The following is a 25862-nucleotide window of genomic DNA, read 5'->3' as shown; positions in this document are numbered from 1 at the left end:
TGGTCCCGTCGATCTAAACGTCCACCAGGTGTTGTCCGAACGCACCGAGTGTAGGTGCCCCCGCCCCCGAGCACCAGCACGACCGCCATACGGACCGCGCTGGCTGCCCGACCCGCCGCGATGCACCCAATGCCGGGATCGTTCGTCCTTGTAGGATCACGGCCATGACGAGCGCGCAGCCGTATCCACAACCCGCCTACGGGATCACCGTCGGGCCACCACCGCCGCCTGACCTCACGGACGAGTTCGGGGTGATCGCCCACGGCGTGCAGCGCAGCTTCGGGTCCGTCACCGCTGTGGCGAGCATCGACCTGCGCGCCCGGCGGGGCGCCGTGACGGCGCTCATCGGACCCAACGGCTCGGGCAAGACGACGCTCATGCTCATGCTCGCCGGGCTGATCACCCCCGACGCCGGCCACATCCTCGTCGGCGGGTTCGACCCGGTCACCCAGAACTACTCGGCCCGCTCCCAGGTGGGGTGGATGCCCGACTCCTTCGGCACGTGGGACTCCCTGACCGCCCGGGAGGTGCTCACCACGACCGGGGCGACCTACCGGATGTCCAAGGAGCACTCCCGTCAGCGCGCCGCCGAGCTGCTCGCCACGGTGCACCTGGACGACCTGGCCGACGCTCCGGCGCACGTGCTCTCCCGCGGGCAGAAGCAGCGTCTCGGGCTGGCCCGGGCGCTCGTCCACAACCCCGCGGTGCTCATCCTCGACGAACCCGCGAACGGCCTCGACCCGCGGTCGCGGATCGAGCTGCGGACCCTGGTCCGCGCCCTCGCCGCGACCGGCACCACCGTGCTGATCTCCAGCCACATCCTCACCGAGCTCGACGAGATGGTCGACGACGCCGTCTTCATCTCCCGCGGGCGCACCGTCGCCCAGGAGTCCGTCGTCGAGGCCCGGATCCACCACCGCACCTGGCGGATCAAGGCGCTGACGCCCGCGCCCCTGCACGCCTGGTTGAGGTCGGTGGGCGTGGCCTTCGTCGAGCATGCCGACGGCGGGCTGCTCATCCAGATCGGCGGCGAGGACGCCGCCGCCCGGCTGCTGCGCGACGTGATCGGAGCCGGCGTCCCCGTCGTCTCCATGGCCCCCTCCGGCGGCGCGCTGGAACAGACGTATCTCTCCCTCGACGAGGACCGACGATGAGCACCTACCCGTACCCGCCCGCCCCCGCGACGTACCAGCCCCCGAAGCAGCAGGTCCAGCGCGAGCGCGGGGACTGGTCGGTGTCCTGGCACGGGGTGAGCACCGTGGCCAGGCTCGAGCTCACCCAACGCCTGCGCTCGACGAAGTGGAAGGTCTCGCTCGGGGTGTGGTTCCTCGTGGTGGGCGGCATCTGCCTGCTCATCTCCACCTCGGTCAACTACGAGAACACCGGGCTCTCCCAGCCGGGTCCGCTGATGTTCAGCCTCAACGTCATGTTCATCCTGTCGATGGGCCTGCTCGTCACCCCGACCCTGAGCTCGGCCGCGATCAACGGCGACCGGATCGCCGGCACCCTGGCCATCCTCCAGGTCACGCTGCTCACCCCGATCGAGATCACCCTCGGCAAGCTGCTCGCCGGGTGGGTGGCGTCGCTGGCCTTCGTGGTGGTCAGCGTGCCGTTCATCCTCTGGTCCTTCCTGGCGGGCGGGGTCGCAGTCGGTGCGGTGTTCAGCACCCTCGTGCTGCTCACGCTCATGCTCGGCGTCGTCTCCGCGGTCTCCCTCGGGTTCTCCGCACTGGTCACCAAACCGACCGGCTCCACGGTGCTGGCCTACCTGACCGTGGCGGCCCTGACGGTCGGCACGCTCATCGTCTTCGCCCTCACGCTCTTCCCGATGTCCGGGTCGGAGCGCTACTCCATCCAGCAGGCCTCCGAGTGGGACGACAAGACCGGCGATGTGGTGGCCTGCGAGTGGCAGGAGACCGAGCAGTCGGTCGTGCACACCGAGCGCACCTGGTGGCTGCTCGCGATGAACCCCTACGTCGTCGTCGCCGATGCGGCGCCCGGCCGGGAGTTCTTCTCCGGCGGGAGCCCTGACCCGCTCGCCGGGATCCGGGACGGAGTCCGCTCGGCCCGCGCCGGAGCCGACGAACCGTACTCCACCTGCCCCGCGTCGATCTCGGGTGTCGAGGAGGTCGATCCCTCGACCGCGCCCGTCTGGCCGCTCGGGCTCGCCATCAACCTGCTCATCGGGGCCGGCGCGATCGTCGTGACCGTCCGGCGGCTGCGGATCCCGCAGGGCAAGCTCGCCCGCGGCACCCGGGTCGCCTGAGCAACGGGGCGGGAGTCCCCGCAGACGCCGCGGTCAGGACTGGAGCGCGTCGTACTCCGCCTCAGCCGCGACGTCGTCGGCGACGTCGAGGCGGAGGTGACCGAGGATGAGCTGGAGGACCCGGAGCGAGCTCGCGGCACGTTCGCCCCAGCTCGACAGGTAGGAGAACTGCCACCACCACAGCGCCTCGACCTCGTTGCCGGCCTCGAAGTGCGCCAAGCCTTGGGTCAGCGCCGAGGCGATCGTGGCGACGTCGGAGGAGATGGCCGACCCGTCGACCTCGGCGCCCAGCACCGGGTCGACGACCTCGACGTACTCGTCGATCCCGTCGAGCACCCGGGCCAGCCCCAGGCGCAGCGGGTCGAGGTCGGTCTCCTCACCGGCGTCCGGCTCGAACCGCGCCGAGGGCACGACGTCGATCATCGCGCCCAGGCGCGCACCGGCGCTGAGGATGTCGGAGGTGGCCAGGAGCAGGAGCGGGATCGCCGCGTCGGTCGCGGCGCCGGATGCGACGTCAACGCACGTCTGCAGGAACCGGTTGGCCTGGGGCACGAAGGTGGCGGCGATCGCGCGCAGGTCGGCCGCGTCGGCCAGGACCTCGCTCGCGTCGACCCGGTTCGTCTCGACCATCGTCTTGTCAACCACTGACAACTCTCCGTCCCTCGAACGCCCGACCGAGGGTGACCTCGTCGGCGTACTCCAAGTCTCCCCCAACCGGCAGTCCGGATGCGAGGCGGGTCACACGCAGGCCCATCGGGCCGAGCAGCCGCGCGAGGTAGGTCGCGGTGGCCTCACCCTCGACGTTGGGGTCCATCGCGAGGATGACCTCCTGGACCGCGCCGTCGGCGAGCCGGGTGAGCAGCTCCTTGATCCGCAGGTCGTCGGGGCCGACGTTGTCGATGGGGTTGATGGCCCCGCCGAGGACGTGGTACTTGCCTCGGAACTCCCGGGTCCGTTCGACCGCGACGACGTCCTTGGGCTCTTCGACGACGCAGATCACGGCGAGGGACCGGCGCGGGTCCTGGCAGATGCGGCACTGCGCGGATTCCGCGACGTTGCCGCAGATCTCGCAGAACCGCACGCGCAGCTTGACCTCGGTCAGGGCGTCGGCGAGCCGGCGCGCGTCGTCGGCGTCGGCCGCGAGGAGATGGAACGCGATCCGCTGCGCGCTCTTGGGCCCGATGCCGGGAAGCCGGCCGAGCTCATCGATCAGGTCTTGGACTGCGCCTTCATACACAGCCCAAGCCTACGTCGCGGCGGGAGGGGCTCAGACCTCGGAGTCGAGGATCTCCTCGATCACCACGCCGCCGAGGATCTGGGCGATCAACGGCGCCCCGACCTGGCCGGAGGACGCGAGGTCCTCGTCGTCGGGCTGAGGGTCGTCGACGATCTGGGCGCGCGCCTCGTCCTGCGCGCGGGTCGCCGCGACGTGCCGCTCGGCGGCCTGGCGCGGGCTCTCCGTGCTCTGCCTGGTCGGCGCGGGTGCGTCTGCGGCTGCGGCTGGCCGAGCGGGGCTGGGCTGAGCGGGGCTGGGCCGGACGGGGCTGGGCGATGGTGGGCGACGTGACCCGAACTCCGGGGCGGGCTCGTGGTCGAAGTCCCCGGGCGGCTCCTCGCCGTACTCGGGCGCAGGTTCCTGGGACCCGGGGGTGTTCCCCGGGCTGCGATCGCTGGAGCCCGTGCGGACAGACTCCGCCGCGGCCGCGCCGGGAGCGACCGGTGCCGTGGCGCCACCGTCGCCCGACGACGTCGCGGGCGACGGTCCGGCAGGGGCGGCCGCAGGCGGGACCGGCACGTCCCAGGAGGCCGCCGCCGCGACCGGGTCGACCCCGGCGACAGCGCCCGACGACGCCGACCGGTCGGCATCCTGCGGCGGAGCGCTCGGCGCCGGGGCGCCGGTGGGCCGCGCCGGGGCGCGGCCAGGCTCTTCGATCCCACCTTCGACGCGGATGTCGAAGCCGAGCGTCTCGCGGATCGCGCGCTGGACGAGCTCGGCGCCTGGGCCGCTGCGGAACGCGGTCGCGAGCCCTGCCGAGGCGAAGGTCAGGCGCAGGGTGCTGTCGTTGAGGTCGGCGACCTGAGCGTTCTGGGCCACGAGAGCCCAGGTGGCCTTGCGCAACCGGCTCAGGGTGTCGAGCACCTCGGGCCAGCGCCGACGCAGCATGTCGGTCGTGGACGCTCCGGCGCCGGCCGACGTCCCAGCGGGCGCTGCGGCTGTGGACGGCTGCGGGGGTGCGGGTGCCACGCTCGGGGGGACGGGCGCGGGCTGAGCCGAGACCTGGTGCACCGGAGCGGGCGGGGGGACGGCGGGCGAGGGGGTAGCGGGCTGCGTCGCGGCGGGCGGAACCGCGGGCTCCGGCGGGGCTACCGGCTGGACCACCGCAGCGGGCTCAGCCGTCTGCACGGCCGGGGTGTCCCACGGGGGCGGTTCGGTCGCGCCGCTGGTGGGCGCGGAGGTGGTCGCCGCGGGGCTCGTCGCCGCAGTGCCCGTCAACGCAGGGCTCGTCACGGACCCCACGGTCCGGGGGATCACGGGCGCGGTCTGGTCGACCGGCGACTCCTGCGTCGCCGCGGCGACCGGCACACCGGCGGCCGGAGCGACCGCAGCAGCCGCCGGGGCGGCTGCGACAGGCACGGGAGCGGCTGCGACAGGCGCTGCCACCGTCGCGACGGGCCGGGCCACCGCACCGCTGGCGAGCCCACGCTCGAGGCGGTCCAGGCGGGCGCCGATCCCGGCGGTGGTGTCGTCCGCGGCCGGCAGCAGCAACCGGGCGCACAGCAGCTCCAGGTGCAGGCGCGGTGAGGTCGCCCCGCTCATCTCGGTCAGGGCGGCGTTGACCACGTCCGCCGACCGGGACAGCTCGCTCGCACCGAGGTTCGTCGCCTGGGTGCGCATCCGCGCCAGCTGGTCGGCGGGCACCGAGCGCAGCACGGCCTGCGCGGCGTCGCCCGAGACGGACAGCACGATGAGGTCGCGCAGCCGCTCCAGGACGTCCTCGACGAAGCGGCGCGGCTCGTGGCCGGTCGCGATGACGTGGTCGACTACCCGGAACATGCTCGCGCCGTCGCGGGCGGCGAGTGCGTCCACGACGTCGTCGAGCAGGGTGACGTGGGTGAAGCCGAGCAACGAGACGGCGCGCTCGTAGTCGAGCGTGGCGCCCTCTGCCCCGGCCATGAGCTGGTCGAGCACGGAGAGGGAGTCGCGCACGGACCCGCCGCCGGCCCGCACCACGAGCGGGAGGACGCCGGCGCTCACCGCGATGTCCTCGCTCGCGGCGAGCGAGGCGAGGTAGCTCTGCAGGGTCTCGGGGGCGACGAGCCGGAAGGGGTAGTGATGGGTCCGCGAGCGGATCGTCCCGATGACCTTCTCGGGCTCGGTCGTGGCGAAGATGAACTTCAGGTACTCCGGCGGCTCCTCGACGATCTTGAGCAGCGCGTTGAAGCCCTGCGCGGTGACCATGTGGGCCTCGTCGAGGATGAAGATCTTGAACCGGTCACGGGAGGGGCTGAACGTCGCGCGCTCCCGGAGCTCGCGGGCGTCGTCGACACCACCGTGGCTCGCGGCGTCGATCTCGACGACGTCGAGGCTCCCCGGCCCGCCGCGGGCAAGCTCGATGCAGGACTCGCACTCCCCGCACGGGGTGTCTGACGGCGTCTCGGGGGTGTTGCGGGCGCAGTTGAGGATCCGCGCGAGGATCCGCGCGGACGTCGTCTTGCCGCAGCCTCGCGGCCCGGAGAACAGATAGGCGTGGTTGACGCGGTTGGAGCGCAGAGCCTGCATGAGAGGCTCTGTCACGTGCTCCTGGCCGATCACCTCGGCGAAGTTCTCTGGACGGTAGCGGCGGTACAGGGCTGTGCTCACACCGCAACCTTAGACGGTGCGTCCGACATCGAGGGCCGATGGGGCGACGGTCAGCACGACCGTGCGCACAGGTCGGTCACCGGTGCAGAGCCACCTTCGCCAGCCAGTTGCCGAGGAACTGCGCGGCCTGGACCATCACGATGATGATGAGCACGACGACGATCGTCACCGCCCAGTCGAACTGCCGGTAGCCGTAGACGATCGCGAAGTCACCGAGCCCGCCCCCGCCCAGGTACCCAGCCATCGCAGACATGTCGAGGACCCCGACGAACAAGAACGTGTACCCGAGGATGAGCGGCGCGAGGGCCTCGGGGATGAGGACGGTGAAGACGATCCGCAGCGGGGACGCGCCCATCGCCCGTGCGGCCTCGACCACGCCCGGATCGATGCTCACGAGGTTCTGCTCGACGAGCCGCGAGAAGGCGAAGGAGGCCATGATCACCATCGCGAAGGTCACCGCCTCGATGCCGATGCGTTTGCCCACCACGGCAGTCGTCAACGGCCCGATCGCGACGATGAAGATGATGAACGGGATCGGCCTGATGATGTTGACGAGGATGTTGAGGACGCTGAACACCGGCCCGTTGGCGAGCAGGTTGCCCTTGCGGGTCGCGTAGAGCGCAAGGCCCAGCAGGAGGCCGGCGAAGCCGCCGATGATCATCGTGATCGAGACCATGTACATGGTCTGCCAGAAGGAGTCGCCGAGGATGGGGAGCAGGCGGTCCCAGTCGGTCTCGCTCATGGGTTGCTCCTCGAGGACGGGACAGGGGCGTCGGGGTCGGCGAGCGGGTCGGCTGCGGTGCCGAGGTCCGCGATGGTCGTGTAGCTGCGCAGCGCCGCCAGGACGGACTCGATGGCTGCCTGCGAACCCAGCAGCTCCCAGGTCACCGACCCGAAGGGGCGCTCGGCGACCTCCGAGATGCCACCGAAGACGATCGTGCCCTCGACGTCGTGCTCGCGCAGGACCTTGGTCAGACGCGCGCCCGACGTGCCGTCCTCATGGACGTTCACCGTGACGAGCCGCCCGGGATGACGGTGCCGCAGCCGTTCCAGCACGTCGGCGGTCGGCCTGTCCCGCAGGGCGCTGTCCACGAAGGCGCGGGTCGCGCGCTGCTGGGGGTTGGCGAAGACGCTGTAGACGTCACCAGACTCCACGACACGTCCGTGCTCCATGACGGCGACGCGGTTGCACGTGGAGCGCACGACATCCATCTCGTGGGTGATGATGATGACCGTGATGCCCAGCTCACGGTTGACCTTGCGCAGCAGGGCCAGCACGTCCTGGGTCGTCTCCGGGTCGAGGGCGCTCGTCGCCTCGTCGGCGAGCAGGATCTTCGGTGAGGTCGCCAGGGCACGGGCGATACCGACACGCTGCTTCTGCCCGCCGGAGAGCACGGCAGGGTAGCGACGCGCCTTGTCGGAGATGCCCACGAACTCGAGGAGCTCGGCGACCCGCGCACGACGCTTGTCCGCCGGCCATCCGGCGACCTTGAGCGGATAGGCGACGTTCGAGGCCACGGTCCGGGAGCTCATCAGGTTGAACTGCTGGAAGATCATCCCGATCTTCGAACGCACGCTGCGCAGCTGCCCCTCGCGCAGCGTCGTGATGTCGACGCCATCGACCACGATGGACCCTGCCGTCGTGCGTTCCAGCGCGTTGATGAGCCGTACCAGCGTGCTCTTGCCCGCTCCGGAGTAGCCGATCACGCCGAAGATCTCGCCCGGCGCGATGTCAAGGGTCACGCCGTCGACGGCGCGAACCTCTTGTTTGCCGGTGACGAACACCTTGGAGACGTCACGGAACGTGACGATCGCATCGGGGGTCTCGCTCATCGGGCTCCTCAGCAGGCGGGGTCAGGTCGGGTGGGTCAGATCAGGCTGGTCAGGCGGGCCGGGCCGGGTCGTGCGGTCGAGCTGCGGACGTGCAGCGGGGCGGCACGGTCACTGCACCGTACCGCCCCACCCCGAGGTTGTCCGAGCGATCAGCTCGTCGCCTTGAAGTCCGCGACGATGCCGTCGAGGATCGTCTGCAGCTCTGCCGCGGTGTTGTCCTTGAAGACGGCCGTGCCGCCGGACTCCTCCAGGGCTGCGGCCTCGACCTCGGCCGAGTGGTAGATCTCGACGAGCTTGAGGTAGGTCGCGTTGTCCGCGTCGTCCGCGCGGGAGACCCAGATGTTGATGTACGGCTCAGCCGCCGACGCGTCCGGGTCGTCGGCGTAGAGGCGCTCGTCGGTGGTCAGACCGGAGGACGTCACATAGTCGTTGTTGATGACGGCACCGTCGAGGTCGGGCAGCGCCGCGGCAGTCTGGGCGGCGTCGACCGCGGTGACCTTGACGGTGGACTCCTCGGCGATGACGTCGGCGGTCGTCGAGAAGGCGCTCCCACCGTCGACCAGGCTGATGAGGCCGGCCTCCTGCAGCACGAGCAGGGCTCGGGCCTGGTTCGTGTCGTCGTTCGGGATCGCGATCTCGCCGCCGGCCGGGATGTCCTCGACCGACTCGTACTTGGTGGAGTACAGCCCGAGCGGGAACACCGCGGTCGCACCGATCGGGGTGAGGTCCTGTCCCGTCCCGACGTTGTTCTTCGCGAGGTACTGCAGGTGCTGGAACTCGTTGAGGTCGAGGTCGCCGTTCGCGAGGGACTCGTTGATGAGCGGGTAGTCGCTGAAGTTCACCAGCTCCACCTCGATGCCGTCCTCGGCAGCCGCCTTCGTGAACAGGCTCCAGGACTCCTCTGCGGAGTTCACGACACCGATCTTGATCGGGTCGCCCTTCTCCCCGGTCGCGCTCGTGTCGGTGGAGTCATCCGCACCGCACGCGGTCAGGGAGACGCTGAGGACAGCGGCGAGAGTGAGGGCGCCGAGGCCCTTGGCGGCATGGGTCTTGCGGATCATGAGGGGTTCCTTCCGGTGTGCGCCTGGGGCGGCGCATCGATCTCGGCGGTCAGCCGATGGACAGGTCGAGCAAGGGTGTGGGACGAGACCCGCCGAGGGCGGGTAGCTCACGTGCAGTCAGCACGGGCCAGGCAGGAGCGCCGCAGCAGCGGCAGGCACCGGGAGGAGATCCCGATCCGGGTGAGTCGCCAGGTCAGCGACAGCACCCGCCGGGCATGAGGCCCACACGGCAGCACATCATCGGGCGGCGCGAGGCGCGGGCCCGGATGTCGGCGGCGTGGGACGTGGTGAACATGGGATCAATCATGCGCAGCACCGATGGGATATCTCAACCTGAGAACCAGAAAGTCTCAAGGAGCGGACGATCGGCTGGTCACATCGCGAGATCGAGAGGGCAAAAGAGGGCAAATGCCCGTCCCGGACGCGCAAAGGACCCCCCGCACACCCATCAGAGCTCACCTGCCCTTGCTGCCTTCCGGCCCTGGGGGAGTTCAGTGAGATGACGCCGTACGAGGGGTCTGCCCACAGCGTAACGCAAGCAGGGTGCCCGACGTGAAACGCGCCGTCGGGCAGGTGGGAGCAGGTTCGCGGGAGCCGACGGCCCGCTCCGGACGCCGCGCTCCGAGCAGCGCCGAGCGCCGCCGGCTCACCCTCCCGGGCACCGGATTCGGTGGGACGCCATCTGTCGGCTATCCTCATCAGGCTGGGTTCAACCAGTGCTTGCTGGAGGATTCGCCTAGTGGCCTATGGCGCCGTCTTGGAAAGGCGGTTGGGTTAACGCCCTCGGGGGTTCGAATCCCCCATCCTCCGCCAGCTGCGAAGGGCTCGTGACGGTCACCGTCACGAGCCCTTCGTCATGTCCTCCCGTCACGAGCAGCGACACGAGCGGGGTCACGGGGCGCGCTCGCACGTGCGGTGCTTGAATGACGAGGTGGAAGCCACGTTCATCACGCCACTCCCACCCCGTCCCAGCTCCGCGCAGACGGGTCTGCTCATCGCGTCGGCGCTCGTGTCGGAGACCTTCGTCCCGTCCCTCGCCCCGCGCAGCTCCCTCGACCAGGGGATCATCACCGGGCTGTCCATCGGTTCGCACTACCTCCTCGCCGTGGTCGCCCAGGACCTGCTGTCCGACGCCGCACAGCGGCTCGTCGGCTCGACCTTCCTGCGCGGGGCGAGCTGGCTCGACGACGCACAGCGGGTCCGGTTCCTCGAAGGAGCCGTCGACCTGTGCGCCGTGCCGGCCGGCTGCGCGGTCGGGCTGGCCTTCTTCGCCCGGCCCGACGAGCGGCCGCTGCGAGCGGTCGCCCGCTTCACCGGCCGCCGCTTCGCGCTCGCCGGCGCGGGCGGCGCATCGCTGCTGATCGGACGCGCGCTGCTGACCGCGGTCGACGAGAACGTCGGCGCCCGGGGCACTCTCGCCCGGTTCCCCCTGTCCATCCCGCTCGGGGGTGCCGTGGCCTACGCGGTCGAACGTCGCCGCTCCCACCGCTCGCTGCCCACCACCGAGGTGCGAGCGTTGCGGGCGAACTCACGCCTGGCCTCGGTCGCGATCGCCGGGGGTGTCATCGCGACCCTGACGAGCTTCGCGGCCGCCGAGAGCCTGCTGACAAACCACCTCGGTGACGCCCTGGACCGGCGCCTGCCGGGGTCACGGAAGATGTGGCACCTGGCCGCCCGGGCCGCGAGCCTGGCGGGACTGGGCACGGCGATGGTCGGGGTCTGGGACGGCGCCATGCAACGCATCGAGGCCGCGGCCCAGACTGACGAGGTGCTGCTGCCCGGGCGCACCTCCTCCCATCTCGCGCGTCCGACGGTCAGCGGCAGCACCGGAAGCCTCGTGCCGTGGGAGACGCTCGGACGCGAGGGGCGTCGACACGTCCTCTCCCAGCTCCCGACGTCCCCCCAGCGCATCCACACGGTCCAGCCAGCCCTCCCCGACTTCTCCATCGAGACCGTGGTCGGTCAACCGGCCCTGGCCGAGCCGGTCCAGGTCTACGTCGGCCTGGACAGCGCGCCGTCGGCCCGGGAGCGGGTCGACCTGGCGCTCGCGGAGATGACCCGGCTGGGCGCCTTCGAACGCTCGCTGCTGGTGCTCATCTCCCCGACCGGGACCGGGTACGTCAACTACGTCGCCCTGGCGGCCCTGCAGTACCTCAGCCGCGGCGACGTGGCGACCGTGACGATGCAGTACTCCAAACGGCCCTCCCCGCTGTCCCTGGCCAAGGTGCCCGGGGCCCGGGAGCAGAACCGCCAGCTGTGGATGGAGATCCTCGTCCGGCTACGGGACATCCCCGAGGCCCGCCGTCCTCGGGTTGTCGTCTTCGGTGAGAGCCTCGGTGCCCACACCAGCCAGGACGTCTTCCTCAACTGGGGCACCCTGGGGCCCTCCGCACTCGGAATCGACCGCGCGCTGTGGATCGGGACGCCCTACACGAGCGGGTGGATGCACGAGGTGACGCGCAGCGACCAGCTCGACGTCGACCCGCAGGCCGTCGCCGTGGTCAACGACTTCGGTCAGCTCGAGGACCTCGGCCCCGAACGTCGCAGCCGGCTGCGGTACGTGCTGGTCAGCCACGACAACGACGGCGTGACCAAGCTCGGCCTCGACCTCGCCGTCAGCGAGCCGCGCTGGCTCGGTCCCGACGCCCTCCGCAGCACGGTGACCGCGCCACCGCCCCACACGCACGTCCCGATCAGCCCCCGCGGCACGCCGCCCTGGATGACCTGGCGGCCGATCACGACGTTCTTCCAGACCATGGTCGACATGAAGAACGCCCAGCAGCCCGGCACCTACCGGGCCTGGGCCCACGACTACCGCGCGGACCTCCCCCGCTTCATCAGCGAAGTCTTCGACCTGCCGACGTCCGCCGAGGTCATGAGCCGCCTCGACACCGTGCTGGCGGCCCGGGAGACGTTCCGCGAGGCGCTCTTCGCCGATGCCTACCAGCGCCTGGAGCCCGAGGGGTAGGTCAGGAACCCGGCGCCAGGATGCCGAGCAAAAAGGACAGCGGGTTACAGTGGCCCCATGATCTTCAAGCGCGTGGGTGACGGTCGCCCCTACCCAGAGCACGGGCTGGTGACGGCCAAGGACTGGGCGACGGTCCCACCCCGCCAGGTCCGCCTGGTCGACCTCGTCACGACCAAGGTGACGCTCAACCTCGACAACCTCCTCGCCGAGGACTCCACGTTCTACGGGGATCTCTTCGCCCATGTGGTCCAGTACGAGGGCGTGATGTACCTCGAGGACGGTCTGCACCGCGCGGTCCGGGCGGCCCTGGCACAACGCGCACTGCTCCACGCGCGCGTGCTCGTCCTCGACCCGCAAGAACAAGGGTAAATTTCTCGGATGACCACCCCGGAGGAAGCCAAGCGCGCTCGCGCAGCGCGTCGTCGTCACAAGCACGAGCGACAGGCGGTCGTCTTCGGCGTGCTCATCGCGTTCCTCGCGGTCACCGGGCTCGCTGCCGCCGCGGTCTACACCGGCGCGATCGACCCGCCCTTCGAACGCGACTTCTCCTCCAAGGAGTCCTCCGACGACAAGGTGACCCCGCAGCCCTGCCTGCCGGCCGAGACCCTGCCGGTGCCCTACTCCTCCATCACGCTCCGGGTGCTCAACAGCACCGACCGGGCCGGCCTCGCGTCCTCGGCGACCGAGGACCTCGTCACGCGCGGGTTCGTCGTGGAGTCGACCGGGAACTCGAAGAAGTCCTACTCCGGCGTCCAGGTCGCCTTCGGCGCCGCGGGGCTGTCCTCGGCGTACACCCTTGCCGCCCACCTGCCCGAGGCCCGGTTCATCTACGACGACCGTGAGGACGCCAGCCTCGATCTGTACCTGGGAGCGAGCTTCAGCGGTATCGCCGACATCGACTCCGTCAGCCTCGACCCGACCGTCGCGATGGCCTCGGTCGAGGGCTGCACGGTGATCGAGAGCCTGACCCCCACCCCGCGCACCACCACCGCCCCGCCGGTCGCCCCCGCCGAGGAGGCTCCGGCGGAGGCTCCCGTGGACGAGGCGCCGGCGGGCTGAGCAGGCCTGCCGCTCAGGGCTTCTGGGGCTCCGCGACGGTCGTCTCGAGCTCGGTTCCGGCCGGGGCAGACGCCGGTGAGGCGGCTTCCTGGCTCGTCCCGCGCCAGCGCGAGATCGTCCGCATGACGTGGTAGACGACGAGGGCCACGGTGGTGCCGATCGCGATGCCGGCGAAGGTCAGGTCCCCGACCACCCAGGTGAAGTCGGCGATGCCGACGACGAGCGCGATCGCGGCCGTGGTGAGGTTCACCGGGTCGGAGAAGTTGACCTTGTTCTGCACCCAGATGCGGGCGCCGAGCATGCCGATCATGCCGTAGAGGAGGGTCGCCGCGCCGCCGAGCACACCGAGCGGGACGGAGGCGATGAGCGCCCCGAACTTGGGGGACATGCTCAGCACGAGGGCGCCGCAGGCCGCCACCCAGTAGGCCGCCGTGGAGTAGACCCGGGTCGCCGCCATGACACCGATGTTCTCGGCGTAGGTCGTGGTGCCCGAGCCGCCGCCGACGCCCGCGAGCGTCGTCGCGATCCCGTCCGCGAGCAGCGCCCGCCCGGCCAGGTGGTCGAGGTTCTCACCGGTCATCGCGGCCACGGACTTCACGTGCCCGACGTTCTCGGCGATGAGCACGAGGACCACCGGGACGAACAGGCCGAGCACCGAGACGTGGAAGGTCGGCGTGACGAACTCCGGCAGGCCGAACAGGGAGGCGTCCTCGAAGGGCTTCAGGTCCACCTCGCCGCGGAGGTAGGCCGTGACGTAGCCGACGAGCACGCCGAGCAGGATCGCCAGACGCCCGATGATCCCGCGGAACAGCACCGTGATGAGAACGATCGCCGACAGCGTGACGACCGCGGTGACCGGCGCCTGGCTGAAGTTGTCCCAGGCAGCCGGGGCGAGGTTGAACCCGATCAGCGCGACGATCGTCCCGGTGACCACCGGCGGCATGATCGCGTTGATCCAGCGCGCTCCGGCGTAGTGCACGACGACACCGACCACGGCGAGCGTGACGCCCGCGACGAGCACACCGCCCACAGCCGCGGACTGCCCCCCGGACGCCGTCGCGGCACCGATCGGGGCGATGAAGGCGAAGCTCGACCCGAGGTAGCTGGGGAGCCGGTTCCCGGTGATGATCAGGAAGAGCATCGTCCCGACCGCGGAGAAGAAGAGCGTGGTGGCCGGGGAGAACCCGGTGATGAGGGGGACGAGGAAGGTCGCGCCGAACATCGCGACGATGTGCTGCAACCCGATCCCGATCGTCAGCGGCCAGATGAGCCGCTCTCCCGGTCCGACGACGTCGGTCGGCCCCATCGTCTTGCCGTCGCCATGAACTGTCCACCCAAGGTTCACCGTGCTGCTCCAGATCTGTGGCCCCACCGATGGCCCGCTGCTGCGGCCCAGGGAGCAGGATACTGCGGCGCTCCGCACCGGCTTCACCGGGTGTCACTACGATGACCCCAGACAGGGGTGACACCTCGACGAGGAGATGGCCGTGACCGGTCCCACGAATGAACCGTTCGCCGCGGCTTCCGGCTACCCGCAGCCCGGCTACCCGGCCGCGCCGAAGACCAACGACCTGGCCACCGCCTCCCTCGTCGCGGGGATCGTCGGCCTGAGCGTCGTCCCGGTGATCGGCGCGATCGTCGCGATCGTCCTCGGGCACAGGGCTCGTTGCCAGATCCGCCAGACCGGACAGCCAGGTAGCGGGATGGCCCTCGCCGGGCTGATCACCGGCTATCTCGGTCTCCTGATGACGACCGTGAGCATCGTCATCATCCTGCTCATCGCCAACTCGTCGGGGGAATGGCTCGCCACCTTCCTCGAGTCCGCCTTCGGCGCCGCGTGACCGGTCGGCGGACCGCTCCCTACCGACCGGCGGCCATCACCGAGGCCAGCAGGTAGCTGCGGGTGTTGCCGTCGTCGATACGTGACGTCGGCAGGGCGCGGGCCGCCACGAGGGCGTCCGCCGCATCCTGGGGACCGGCGAGCGCCGCGTACATGAGCAGGTAGTCACCGAACATCACGTCGTAGGACGCGTCGGCCCCCGCCCCGACGACCGCGGAGAGGTTCGTGCGGATCCGGTCCGGGTCTCCCGCCAGGTACCCGCTCACCGGGCTCATCGGCAGCACGAGGATGCCGAGCATCGCCGCCGGCTCCGCGCTGAACCACGTCGCGTAGTCGCGCTTGGCCCCCCAGTTGAGGCTGACGATCGTGTGGTCGAACCCGTCCAGGACCGGATCGGCCAGGTCGATGTCGGTCCAGTAGGTGCGGGCCGACGCCGCCTCGGCGGACAGCAGCCACGTCGCCTGCTCGGCCAGGCCGACGTTCCCGCTCGCCTGCGCCCACAGGCCTAGTCCGTTCCACGCGGTCACCGCCTCCGAGCTGGACTCCTGGTTGTTCCCGTCAGCGAAGGGCACGAACCCGGAGGCCCAGGAGTGGCCGGCGTAGGCGTCGAAGACGCGCAGCGCCGGGAGCTCGTCGGTGGTCGTCGGAGCGGCGATGTCCGCCGCGAGCAGGTCCATGAGCGGTCGCACCCGCTCCAGCAGCTCCGGATCGCTGGCGCCGAGCACCCCGGCGGCGTAGAGGAAGTAGCCGTAGTGGAAGTGGTGGTCGTTGAACTCCTCGGACCCGAAGGACGGCGTCAGCCCGACGACGCCCCGCACGGCGGCGTCGTACACGAAGCACCGCGCCTCGCGGCGGGTGCACCCGTCCGGTTCGCTCCACTCGACCAGCCGCTCGGTGAGCTGGGCGCGCAGCGGCCCGGCGACGTCGTCCAGCCCGAGCTCGGCGGCCAGGACCAGCAGGTTGGTGTCCCGGTAGAGGGCCTTGCCACCGAAGTAGGTGTCCGACGGCGCCGCGGGGATCGCGGCGACGTCGGCGCGGACCTGGGCGGAGAGCTCGGTGCGCTCGTCGTCGCTGAGACCGGTCAGGTCGAGCTCTCCCGCCGGCTCCAAGAGGGGCGCGGCCCACCCCAGGGTCGAGCCGCGGCACAGGTCGACGGTGCCGTACACCGTCCGGTAGGTCCCGAGGGAGCAGTCCACGTCGGGCGTCCCCGCCGCGGCGGAGCGCTGGTGCGCCATGCGGACGAAGGCGGTGTCGGAGGACCCCGCAGTCGTGTACGTCAGCGACGTCCATGCGCTCGCACCCGAGACCCCGTGGGCGAGCCCCGTGCTCGTCACCGGGTCGAGGGCGAGAGCGGCGAGCACGGCCAGCGCCTCCCCCTCGCCGGCCTCGGGGGCAGGCTCGGGGGCGGCGACGACCGCGGCGGTCTGCCCGGCGGTGAGGGAGAGCGTGTCTGACTCCACTGTCCCCTGGGTGGCGAGGGCGAACGTGTGCTCACCCACCGTGGCCGTCGGCACCTCGTCGGCGGAGAACGCGACGGACAACGTGACGACCTGATCGGCCGCGGCGGTGTACGCGACCCACGGGACCCCCTGCACGAGGGTGAGGGTGCCGAGGGCGACGGCGTCGTCGAACAGGGTCAGCGTGACGCTCGCGGTGTCGTAGGCGCTCACCTCGAACCTGCTCGCGCCGACGTCGAGGGCGACGTCCTGCGTCGCCGCACCGATGATCGCGTTCGTGCTCGTCACCGGGGTGGGCAGGCCGACTGCGACACCGGACCCGGTCAGGGTGACGGCGAGGGGCATCGGGAACACCGGCTGCGGGGTGTCGCCGAAGACGAGCCCCGCGAACCAGCGGTTGGTGGGCGGGAGCAGTCCGTCCCCCAGGCGCATGCTCGGCGCCGGCCCGACCTGACGGTGCGGCACCGCCGCGACGGTGGCCGCAAGGTCGTCGATCACCGCCGGACCGGCCACCGGCCCGGCGGGCGCGGGCGCCGCACCGTCCGTCGCCGTCGTGGTCGTCGTGGTCGTCGTGGTCGTCGCACCGCAGCCGGCGAGCGCCCCCAGGACGAGGACCACCACGCCGACCGCAGCGACCGCAGCGGACCTCATCAGCTCGTGACCTTCCTCAGGAAGGCGGTCGCCGACTGCTCGACGCCGGCCAGGACCCCGTCGTCGCGCAACGCGATGCTGGCCAGGACGGGGACCCCCGGGGCGATGAGGCCGTTCTGCTCACCGCGTTCGAGGTCGTCGCTGGCGATCGTGATGACGGACTCTGCGCGGTCGGCCGCGGTGCGCACCTCCACGCTCTCGACCGTGCCGGAGATCTCCCGCTGGTTGGGCAGGACGATCGAGACCGCTGCACCGGTCTCGATCCGCTCGTAGTCGCGCGGGTCGAGGGAGTACTCCGCGCTCACGTAGAGGGAGTCCGCGCGGTCGAGCGTGGCCAGCACGTCACCCGCCTGGACGAAGGTGCCCTCCTGGGCGACGAGGGAGGTGATGATCCCGTCCGCCGGAGCGGTGAAGATCATGGTCCCGTCCCCGGTCACCGTGAACGGTGCGGCGCTCGCGCTGAGCAGACCGATCGCGAGGTCGTGGGCGAGGGCCTGGCTCTGCACGACGACGATCGTCTGGCCCGCCGTGACCTCCTGGCCCACCTCGACGGAGGACCTCACGACGGTCCCGGCGTAGTCCGTCCCGATGTCCAGGTGCAGCGCCTGGATCGATGCGCTCGCGCTCGTCACCTGGGTGATCCGCCGGTTGAGGACGATCGTGAACGTTGCCACGAGCACCAGCACGAGCAGGAGCCCGAGGGACAGGCGAAGGCGGTTGGGCCAGGTCATGGTGTACCTCCGGTGGTGAGCTGCAGGTCAGCCCTGCGCTCGCGCGCCAGGCCGTGACCTTCCTTCAGAGCGGTGATGCAGAAGGCTCCGAGGATGGCGGTGTTGGTCGCGTTCCACGCGAGCGCCAGGCTGAGCGAGCCGTCGCCCCAGTCCTTCCACGCGCCCACGAGAGTCGTCATGGCCAGGAACCAGAAGAACAGCACCTGCGGGATCATGAAGTTGAAGGGTGAGGTCGCCCGCCCGGCCCGGCCGGTGACGTGCCAGCTCTGCTCCCTGCGGCAGATCGCGTTCCACAGCGCGCGGACGTAGATCGGGAACGACACGCTCGCGAGCATGAGCACCTCCCACCGGAAGGACCCCAGGGTGAAGAACGCGATCGCGATCTGGAGCACGTAGAACCCTGCGTAGTAGAGCAGCCAGGTCCCGGTCGAGATCGACAGGTTCATGGGTGTCAGGTCGAAGTAGATCTGCAGCGGGGGGACCAGGAGCAGCAGCAGCGGGCAGATCCCGGCGAGATAGTGCGTGGCCGTCACCGTGTACTGCAGGCGTTGGTCCGTCGTCAGCCTGCGGCGCGGGCTGAGCGGGTTGTGCTCGAGCATGATCTCGAAGCCGCCGGTCGCCCAGCGCAGCTGCTGCTTGGTGTACGCCTCGATGGTCTCGGGCGTGTCTCCCACGGCGAGGGTCATCGGGATGTAGACCGAGCGCCATCCGCGCTCGTGGAGCATGAGCGAGGTCCACACGTCCTCCGACTTGGAGTCTGCGTACATCCCGCCGATGTCGTCGATCGCCCCGCGCCGGAAGATGACGTTGGTGCCGACGCAGAACGCCGCGTTGAACCGGTTCCGTCCTGGCTGGATGAACGTGTAGAAGACCGCCTGCATGTAGCCCGCGCCGCGGGAGATGAGGTTGGTGAGATTGCCATAGGTCTGAGGCGTCTGCACGAACGCGACGTGGTCGTCGACGAAGAACGGCAGCGTCTCCACGAGGAAGCCGGGTCGGGGCACGAAGTCCGCGTCGAAGACGGCGAAGTAGTCCCCCTTCGCCAGGGCCAGGGCGTGGTTGATGTTGCCGGCCTTGGCGCCGTTGCTCGACAGCCGGCGCACATAGCGCGCTCCGAGCGCGGCGGCCAGCTCCTGCACCTCCCCGGACCGGCCGTCGTCGAGCACCCACACCCGGTGCCGGCCGCGGATCGCGAGAGCGGCCGTGACCGTCCGGCGGATGGTCTCGATCGGCTCGCCGTAGGTCGTGATGAAGACGTCGACGACGACCGGCTTGTCGTGCAGGTAGAGCGTCCAGTCCTGCGGGGCGCCCTCGGTCGCGTCGCGGATGATCTCCGCGACGTCGTGCAGACGGTCCTGGGCGTGGAAGAAGGCGAAGTTCCGGGGGTTGTGCCCGCTGGAGAGGATGGTCCACATCGCCAGCAGCGCCTGCAGCACGAGGATCGTCTCTGCGGTGATGACCATCGCGTACGGCAGCAGGTCGCCGATGTTCTTCGGGTTGAGCAGGAAGAACATGTAGGCGACGACCCCGAGGGTCGCCAGCAGCACGATCATCATGAGCGAGGGGGACTGGCCGACGGTGATGCCCGCCCGGTCGTCGGACGCCCGGGGGGAGCGGTCGGCGAGGGTGGGAGAGGGCGGGATCCTGAAGCCGTGGGGCCGGGCGCCGCCGGGGTCGACCTGGTCGGTGCGCCGGGGGTTGATGACAAGTCGTTCGAACTCAGAGACGGCCATGTGCATGGCCCCCTAACTGGTCAGTGCTCGTGGTGAGCAGGACAGCTGGTGGGACGGCGGCGGCTCTGGCGGCGTCTGGGGTGGGGCGGCAGGTCACACCTGGGGTGTCGGTGGTCGTGGACGGCGCGGGGGGTCGCCGTCAGGGGCGGTGCGGGGGGTGGTGAAGGGGTGGGACGGGGGGGTGGGGCAAGCATGCGGCGCACCCGCCCGGAGCCGTGTGTGAGATAGGTCACAGTACACGGCGGCGAGAAGTCGTCATACTCCTCCGGTCGCGGTCGATAGGACCGTGGAGATTCGTCGACGGGTGAGATCGGTATCAACTTTCCCGACCAGCACATATGGCCGACGGCGGGTCGGGGGCGCCGAGACGGGCGCCACGACCGAGATCGGCGCGCTGGTCCACCTCCGGCGGCTGGGTGCGACTGATGTTTACGCCGCGTTAACGTCGCCGACCCGCCGACTGTCCAGCTCGTGGACGATCGGCGGGTCGGCGGTGCAGCGTGACGGTGTCGGGGCTGGTCAGAGGCCCGGGACCACCTCGCGGGCGACGAGGTCCAGGTGGTCGAGGTCGGCCAGGTCGAGGACCTGGAGGTAGACGCGCCCCGCGCCCACCTCAGCGAGCTCGCCGAGACGCGCGACGGCCTCGCTCACCGTGCCGGCCACGCCGTGCTCACGCAGCTCTGCCGGCTCCCGGCCGATCGCGGCCGCCCGCTTGACGAACTCGGCCTCGTCGCGGCCCACACAGAGCACGAGGGCGGCGGAGTAGGTGAGCTCGTCGGCGTCGCGCCCGGCGTCGTCGCAGGCCGCGCGGACCCGGGAGAACATCGGGGCGATGTCGGCGATCTCGGGGAAGGCCGCGTTGAACTCGGTCGCGAACCGGGCCGCCAGCGCAGGGGTCCGCCGGGGTCCGTTGCCGCCCACGATGACCGGGACCGGCGACTGCACGGGCTTGGGCAGCGCGGGCGAGTCCTCGAGGGTGTAGTGCGTGCCTGCGAAGGAGTAGCGGTCCCCGACCGGTGTGCTCCACAGCCCCGTGATGATCTCGAGCTGTTCCTCGAGCAGGCCGAAGCGCTTGGCCGGGAACGGGACGCCGTAGGCACTGTGCTCCTGCGCGTACCACCCGGCGCCGAGACCGAGCTCAACCCGTCCCCCGCTCATCTGGTCCACCTGGGCCACCTGGATGGCCAGCAGCCCGGGGTGGCGGAAGGTCACCGACGTGACAAGCGTGCCGAGCTTGATCCGGGAGGTCTCCCGGGCCAGCCCGGCGAGGGTGAGCCAGGCGTCGGTCGGGCCGGGGAGGCCGTCTCCACCCATCGCCATGAAGTGGTCGGAGCGGAAGAATGCGTCGAAGCCGAGGTCCTCGGTGGCCTTGGCCACCGCGAGGATGTCGTCGTAGGTGGCGCCCTGCTGCGGTTCGGTGAAAATCCTGAGGTCCATGTCACCCAGGGTAGACACTGGCCATCGCGGCCTCGTCCGCGGTGACGGCCGGGCGGGACCGCGGGCGGGATCTCGGGCGGTATCGGGGGCGGAGGCTAGCGCGGGCCGGTCGTACCGGACCCGCGCCACCGGCGCGGCACCGCCATGTCTGCCACGCTGAGCAGCGCGGAGGCGGCGAGGGCCCACCCGGCTGCCCGGCGCAGTCCGGAGCGCTGCGAGGGGCGGAGCAGCACAGCGGCGCCCGCGGCGCAGGCGGCGGTCTCGGCGATCGAGAGCACCCAGTACAGGCGAGGCCGGCGGATCCACAGCCGCTGGAGGTCGTTGATCCGCCCCGGTTCGGTCGGCACGGTGGTGAGCGAGGACCACATGGCCCGCACGAAGGGCTGGGACTCCACCTTGCGGACGTCCGGCAGGTCGGACGGCGGCAGCCAGCCCTCGGCCACCTCGGCGGCCTCGACCGGCAGGTCGAGCAGGCGCAGCAGCGTGGTGAAGGGGTCGTCGGCGTCGGCGTCGGCGAGCAGATCCGCGAGGCGGTCGGTCTGGGCCGGACCCAGGCCGAACTCCTGGGCGACGTCGTCGGCGTCGGCGCTCGGCGCGTCGAAGTAGTCGTCGACGAGGGCGAGCACGTCCGAGGCGGGATCGGCCCCGCCGGAGGGGTCCACCCGGAACCACTGCGGGCCCCACTGGTGGGCGGTGACGATCGCGCCCGAGCGGACCAGGCCCATCCTCCGCCACGGACCGTTGCGCTCCAGGCCGATGTTCGGTACCGGGGACGGGCTGGTCACGACGGGTTCGAGGTCCGTGGTCGGGTCGACGCCGGCCACGATCGACGCCCCGTCGATCTGGGTGAACCACAGGTCGGAGGAGGCCAGGTGTGCCAGCCGCGGCAGGTCGGTCGAGCGCATGCCGCCGACCACGGCCCCGGACCGCTGCTCGATGACGAGCCCGACGGCGTCGTCGCCCGGGGTCTCCCCCGGGATCTCCAGGTCGCTGGCCACTCGGCAGCTCACGTCGATCGCCCGGGCCAGGTAGGTGGCGACGTCGTCGCTGGAGAGCGTCGGGTAGGGACCGTTGACCGGGTTCTCGTCGGGCGCCCAGCGCACGATCCGGCCGTCGCTCCAGCCCACCGTGCGCGCGACGATCCAGCCCGGCGCGCCGAGCACCGCGCCGTCGAGCAGGTCGGCGGGCACGCCCAGCTGGATGAGCACCTCCGCGACCTCGCCCAGGGTGGCGGCCGGGATGTGCTCGAGGGCCTCGCTCGACCGCAGTCCCTCACCGCGCGGATCGCGCGGTTCGACGGCGATGTAGAGCGGAACCAGGGCAAGTCGGTCGGTGTCTGAGGAGAGGTCGTGCATGTCTCGAGTCTCACACACCGGGGAAGGAGGGTGCGACGGGCGTTCACGCCCGCCCGCGGCGCTGCGGCAGGATCGTGTGCACCCGCTCGACGAAGTCGGCGTACTCCTGCATGTAGGTCGCCAGGAACTCCCGCGTGCCCGCGTCGGTCACCGTCCCGTCCGCCAGGAAAACCTCCGGGGTGAAGTGGATGTAGGCCTCCGGGGCGGTCATCTGCGGGGCGTTGCAGAACGCGAGCACCCCGCGCAGGCTCTGCTGCGCCAACGCCGTGCCCAGCGCACCGACCGAGGCGCCGATGACGCCCGAGGGCTTGTGGGTGAGCGAGTTGGTTCCCCACGGCCGGCTCGCCCAGTCGAGGGCGTTCTTGAGTGCACCGGGGATCGAGCGGTTGTACTCCGGCGTGACGAAGAGCAGGGCGTCGGCGGCCAGGATCGCGTCCTTGAGCGCCTGGGCCGACGGCGGGTAGTCGTCGTCGAGGTCCCGGTTGTAGAGCGGGAGGTCGCCGATCGGGATCTCGGTGAACGTCAGCTCGGGTGGGGCGAGGGCGATGAGCGCCTTGGAGAGCGTGCGGTTGATCGACTCCCGGGACAGGCTCCCGACGAAGTATCCGATGGTGTACGTGCTCATCTCCCACCTCCGTGGGGCGTTCGTCGTCATCGGCGAACGCCAGACGGCGAGCGCTCCTCTCGAAACTACGCCCACCCTCGCGCCGAGGCCAGACCGCCCCCACGCGGTCACTCCCCCCGCCCCCGCCGTCCCCACCGCCCGCCGAACTCGTGAGCGAGCCGCCCAACTCGTGAGCCAGCGCCGGCCGCCGAGGAGAAACCGGCCTGACTCACGAGTTCGGCGAACGGTTCACGAGTTCGGCGAGCGGTCCGGCGCGGTCCGGCGCCCGGCTCGGCCCGGCTCGGCCCCGGGGACGACAAAACCCCCCGGGGAGCCCTTGCGGGACCCTCGCGGGGGGTTCTGGCACTCACGAGCCCTGACCTGAGTCGGGGCATCTGGCGGTAGCGGTGAGATTCGAACTCACGGTGGACTTTCACCCACACACGCTTTCGAGGCGTGCTCCTTAGGCCGCTCGGACACGCTACCTCGCCCAGAACAGTACCTTCTGAACCGCCGATCAACGAAATCCCCTCCGCGCGGGCGGCTCGCGACTCACCCGACGATCACCCCCCGACCAGTTGCGAGGTCCGCAAAACAGGGCATTACTGGACGCAGAGCCCATGCGATGCACCCTCTGTCCGCCCGATCGACCTGGGGACCTCATGAACGACTACGCACCGTCGCAAGGATGCGACACCTCGAACATGGTCATGGTCCACAACCTCTTCCGGCACCTGTTCACGCAGGCCAGGCCGCTCATCCAAGCCGTGCCCGACGGCGACTGCCCCCAGGCCCGGGTGGTCGCCTCCCACCTGCGGGAGATCACCCACGCTCTGAGCGACCACCACACGACCGAGGACAACCTGCTGTGGGATGACCTCGAGGCCCGGGCGCCGGGGTGCGCGCTGCACGTGGGACAGATGCGGGCCCAGCACGCGGCCGTGGCCGTCCTCATCGCGGAGCTCGAGGACGTCCTGCCCGGTTTCGAGGCGACTGCGAGCGCGGACAGTCGACGGTCCGTGATGGCAGCCTTCGACACCATCCGCACCACTCTCCTCCTGCATGTGGGTGACGAGGAGAACGACATCCTGCCGGTCGCGTCGACCACCCTCACCCAGGCCGAGTGGGACCGGCTCGGTGAGGCTGGACGCAGCAAGATCTCCCCGGACCGGAGGTTCGTCCAGCTCGGCTGGATCCTCGCCTCGATGTCTGCTGAGGACGGCAAGCAGTGGATCAGGCAGAACCTTCCGCTCCCGGCCCGTCTGGCCTACTCCACCCTCGGGCGACGCCAGTTCGCGCACGAACGACGCCGGCTCGCGCCCCCGCCCACCCTCGCCTGACGGCGGGTCGGCGCCCCGAACGGCAGGCCTGTGCCCACATGACGGCCCCCATCGCGGCCGTCAGTGCCCCGGCACCGACCCCGCGAGCTGCTCACCCGCGGCGATGTGCCGGGTGATCCACGGCGCCAGCATGAAGAAGACCGCCGTGAGCCCCAACGTCACGAGCCCGATCATGCCGAAGTACGCACCGAAGTTGTCCGCGAGGTCCTCGGTGGCCGAGACGATCTGCGCGGTGATCGCCTGACCGGCGGCCTGGGCGAGGAACCACAGGGCCATCGCCTGGGACCGGAACGCCGCCGGCGCCAGCAGGGTGGTCGCTGCGAGCCCGACCGGGGACAGGCACAGCTCCCCGACGGTCTGCACGAAGTACGTGCCCACCAGCACCCAGGAGCTGACCTGCCCGTCCCCCGCGAGCAGGGTCATCCCGGACAGGAACAGGAAGGACAGCGACGCCATGCCCAGCCCGATGCCGAACTTCACGGCGGTGCTCGGCCCACGGTCGCCGAGCCGGATCCACAGCCACGCGAAGACCGGTGCGAGGAGGATGACCATCGCTGGGTTGACCGACTGGAAGAACTCCGGCTTGATGCTCACCCCCGCGAAGTCCAGCTGCGTCTTGCTCGCGGCGAAGGCGGACATCGACGACGCCGCCTGCTCGAAGATCATCCAGAACAGCATGGCGGCCACGAAGAGCGGGATGTAGGCCAGGACCCGTGAGCGCTCGGGCGCGGTCACCTTGGGAGAGCGGAGCATGACTGTGAAGTAGGCGACGGGTGCCGTGAACGCGAGGTAGGAGATGAGGTTGACGACGCCGGCCGCACCGAAGGACAGCTCGCCGGCCTGGGCGCTGGTCACCGCGAGCGCGGCGAGCCCGAGCACGACGACGAGCGCGCCGATGGCCAGCGCCCCACGTGCGAGCTGCGGGCGGTCCTGGCGGGTCAGCGGGTTCATCACCGTCTCGCCCGCACCGCGCAGCTGAGCCCGGCCCAGTACGAAGAACACCAGCGCGAAGGCCATCCCCACAGCCGCCACGGCGAATCCGGCGTGGAACCCGCCGACGCTCCGGGCCGCCCCGACCAGGAACGGTGCGGCGAGGGAGCCGATGTTGATGCCCATGTAGAAGATCGAGAAGCCGGAGTCGCGGCGGACATCACCCCGGGTGTAGAGCTCACCGACCATGCTCGACACGTTGGGCTTGAGCAGCCCGGTCCCGAGCGCCACCGCGGCGATCCCGGAGTAGGAGAAGCCCGGCCCGCCCGGCACCGCCAGGAGGACGTGGCCGGCCGCGATGATCACGCCGCCATAGAGGACGGATCGCCGCTCCCCGATCACCCGGTCGGCGCACCACCCACCGACCACGGACAGCAGGTACACCGAGGAACCGTAGATCGCGGTGATGGCCAGGCCCGTCTCGGGATCGAGCCCCAGTCCGCCCTCGGCGATCGTGTCCGTGAGGTAGAACAGCAGGATCGCGCGCATGCCGTAGTAGCTGAACCGCTCCCACAGCTCGGTGCCGAAGAGCGTCATCAGGCCGAGCGGGTGGCCGAAGAACCTCGTGTCGGTCGCGTTCGTCCCGGCGGCCGTCGGCGGCTTCTCGGGCTCCGCGAGGTGGTCCTCGGGCCGGTCTTCGGAAGGTGGCATGCGCCCAATCTAGGACTGAAACCC

General features: G+C 70.7%; 21 protein-coding genes, 2 tRNA genes and 1 other RNA gene. 8 read left to right on the top strand and 16 right to left on the bottom strand.

The window, feature by feature from the left end; all coding sequences use genetic code 11:
• Positions 1-164: 164 nt before the first annotated feature.
• A complete protein-coding gene (locus ACWA15_RS02070) occupies positions 165-1154 on the top strand; it encodes an ABC transporter ATP-binding protein (protein WP_464057769.1) in 990 nt (329 codons plus the stop codon).
• Positions 1151-2266 (top strand): ABC transporter permease, encoded by a 1116-nt coding sequence (locus ACWA15_RS02065; protein ID WP_464057768.1) that lies wholly within the window; start codon positions 1151-1153, stop codon positions 2264-2266. The genes ACWA15_RS02070 and ACWA15_RS02065 overlap by 4 nt, the downstream gene beginning before the upstream one ends.
• A 33-nt stretch (positions 2267-2299) precedes the next feature.
• Here ACWA15_RS02065 and ACWA15_RS02060 read toward each other — a convergent pair whose 3' ends face one another.
• From ACWA15_RS02060 to ffs, 7 genes are all read right to left on the bottom strand, one after another.
• Complete coding sequence (locus ACWA15_RS02060; protein WP_464059376.1) at positions 2300-2896, bottom strand: DUF5063 domain-containing protein; 597 nt, start codon at positions 2894-2896, stop codon at positions 2300-2302.
• A gap of 7 nt (positions 2897-2903) precedes the next feature.
• Entirely contained in the window at positions 2904-3503 is a 600-nt protein-coding gene (recR, locus tag ACWA15_RS02055) for a recombination mediator RecR (RefSeq protein ID WP_464057766.1), read from the bottom strand.
• Between the two features lie 30 nt (positions 3504-3533).
• Positions 3534-6128, bottom strand: a complete 2595-nt coding sequence (locus ACWA15_RS02050; RefSeq protein WP_464057764.1) for a DNA polymerase III subunit gamma and tau — start codon at positions 6126-6128, stop codon at positions 3534-3536.
• Between the two features lie 76 nt (positions 6129-6204).
• A complete protein-coding gene (locus ACWA15_RS02045) occupies positions 6205-6870 on the bottom strand; it encodes a methionine ABC transporter permease (RefSeq protein ID WP_464057762.1) in 666 nt (221 codons plus the stop codon).
• Complete coding sequence (locus tag ACWA15_RS02040; RefSeq protein ID WP_464057760.1) at positions 6867-7961, bottom strand: methionine ABC transporter ATP-binding protein; 1095 nt, start codon at positions 7959-7961, stop codon at positions 6867-6869. Before ACWA15_RS02040 ends, ACWA15_RS02045 begins: the two co-directional genes overlap by 4 nt.
• Positions 7962-8110: 149 nt before the next feature.
• Positions 8111-9022: a MetQ/NlpA family ABC transporter substrate-binding protein gene (locus ACWA15_RS02035; protein ID WP_464057758.1), complete on the bottom strand. Its 912-nt coding sequence runs from the start codon at positions 9020-9022 to the stop codon at positions 8111-8113.
• 425 nt (positions 9023-9447) lie between these two features.
• Positions 9448-9544: signal recognition particle sRNA small type (gene ffs, locus ACWA15_RS02030), an RNA gene on the bottom strand.
• 203 nt (positions 9545-9747) lie between these two features.
• On the opposite strand from ffs, the gene ACWA15_RS02025 reads away from it, so the two are divergent.
• The 4 genes from ACWA15_RS02025 to ACWA15_RS02010 all read left to right on the top strand — a co-directional run bounded on the left by ACWA15_RS02025 (position 9748) and on the right by ACWA15_RS02010 (position 13049).
• Positions 9748-9835: transfer RNA gene (locus ACWA15_RS02025), tRNA-Ser, on the top strand.
• Between the two features lie 106 nt (positions 9836-9941).
• On the top strand, positions 9942-11990 hold the full coding sequence (locus ACWA15_RS02020) for an alpha/beta-hydrolase family protein (RefSeq protein ID WP_464057757.1): 2049 nt from the start codon (positions 9942-9944) through the stop codon (positions 11988-11990).
• Between the two features lie 57 nt (positions 11991-12047).
• Positions 12048-12359 (top strand): type II toxin-antitoxin system VapB family antitoxin, encoded by a 312-nt coding sequence (locus tag ACWA15_RS02015; protein WP_464057755.1) that lies wholly within the window; start codon positions 12048-12050, stop codon positions 12357-12359.
• Positions 12360-12368: 9 nt separating this feature from the next.
• Complete coding sequence (locus tag ACWA15_RS02010) at positions 12369-13049, top strand: LytR C-terminal domain-containing protein (RefSeq protein ID WP_464057753.1); 681 nt, start codon at positions 12369-12371, stop codon at positions 13047-13049.
• A gap of 13 nt (positions 13050-13062) precedes the next feature.
• Here the strand turns inward: ACWA15_RS02010 and ACWA15_RS02005 are convergent, their stop codons facing one another.
• A complete protein-coding gene (locus ACWA15_RS02005; RefSeq protein WP_464057751.1) occupies positions 13063-14394 on the bottom strand; it encodes a uracil-xanthine permease family protein in 1332 nt (443 codons plus the stop codon).
• A 142-nt stretch (positions 14395-14536) separates the two neighbouring features.
• Between ACWA15_RS02005 and ACWA15_RS02000 the strand changes: the two genes are divergently transcribed.
• A complete protein-coding gene (locus ACWA15_RS02000) occupies positions 14537-14890 on the top strand; it encodes a DUF4190 domain-containing protein (protein ID WP_464057749.1) in 354 nt (117 codons plus the stop codon).
• Positions 14891-14909: 19 nt separating this feature from the next.
• Here the strand turns inward: ACWA15_RS02000 and ACWA15_RS01995 are convergent, their stop codons facing one another.
• The 7 genes from ACWA15_RS01995 to ACWA15_RS01965 form a co-directional block, all read right to left on the bottom strand.
• Positions 14910-16997 (bottom strand): glycosyl hydrolase, encoded by a 2088-nt coding sequence (locus ACWA15_RS01995; protein WP_464057747.1) that lies wholly within the window; start codon positions 16995-16997, stop codon positions 14910-14912.
• Positions 16997-17728 carry an acyl-CoA carboxylase biotin carboxyl carrier protein subunit gene (locus ACWA15_RS01990; RefSeq protein ID WP_464057745.1) on the bottom strand — a complete coding sequence of 244 codons (732 nt, stop codon included), beginning with the start codon at positions 17726-17728 and terminating at the stop codon, positions 16997-16999. Before ACWA15_RS01990 ends, ACWA15_RS01995 begins: the two co-directional genes overlap by 1 nt.
• Positions 17725-19461: a glycosyltransferase family 2 protein gene (locus ACWA15_RS01985; RefSeq protein ID WP_464057743.1), complete on the bottom strand. Its 1737-nt coding sequence runs from the start codon at positions 19459-19461 to the stop codon at positions 17725-17727. Before ACWA15_RS01985 ends, ACWA15_RS01990 begins: the two co-directional genes overlap by 4 nt.
• A 519-nt stretch (positions 19462-19980) precedes the next feature.
• On the bottom strand, positions 19981-20898 hold the full coding sequence (locus ACWA15_RS01980) for an LLM class F420-dependent oxidoreductase (RefSeq protein WP_464057741.1): 918 nt from the start codon (positions 20896-20898) through the stop codon (positions 19981-19983).
• Between the two features lie 95 nt (positions 20899-20993).
• Positions 20994-22253, bottom strand: coding sequence for a hypothetical protein (locus ACWA15_RS01975; protein WP_464057739.1), 1260 nt, complete (start codon positions 22251-22253; stop codon positions 20994-20996).
• Between the two features lie 43 nt (positions 22254-22296).
• Complete coding sequence (locus ACWA15_RS01970) at positions 22297-22878, bottom strand: NADPH-dependent FMN reductase (protein ID WP_464057737.1); 582 nt, start codon at positions 22876-22878, stop codon at positions 22297-22299.
• Positions 22879-23253: 375 nt separating this feature from the next.
• Positions 23254-23343 (bottom strand) — tRNA-Ser (locus ACWA15_RS01965).
• A gap of 176 nt (positions 23344-23519) precedes the next feature.
• Between ACWA15_RS01965 and ACWA15_RS01960 the strand changes: the two genes are divergently transcribed.
• Positions 23520-24197, top strand: a complete 678-nt coding sequence (locus tag ACWA15_RS01960) for a hemerythrin domain-containing protein (protein ID WP_464057735.1) — start codon at positions 23520-23522, stop codon at positions 24195-24197.
• Positions 24198-24257: 60 nt separating this feature from the next.
• On the opposite strand, the gene ACWA15_RS01955 is transcribed toward ACWA15_RS01960, so the two are convergent.
• Positions 24258-25838: a peptide MFS transporter gene (locus ACWA15_RS01955; protein WP_464057732.1), complete on the bottom strand. Its 1581-nt coding sequence runs from the start codon at positions 25836-25838 to the stop codon at positions 24258-24260.
• Between the last annotated feature and the right edge of the window lie 24 nt (positions 25839-25862).

This window comes from Sanguibacter sp. TS_SC_8, from assembly GCF_055361235.1.
Note: the sequence above shows the minus strand (reverse complement) of the source record. Positions and strands in the feature narration are given on the sequence as shown.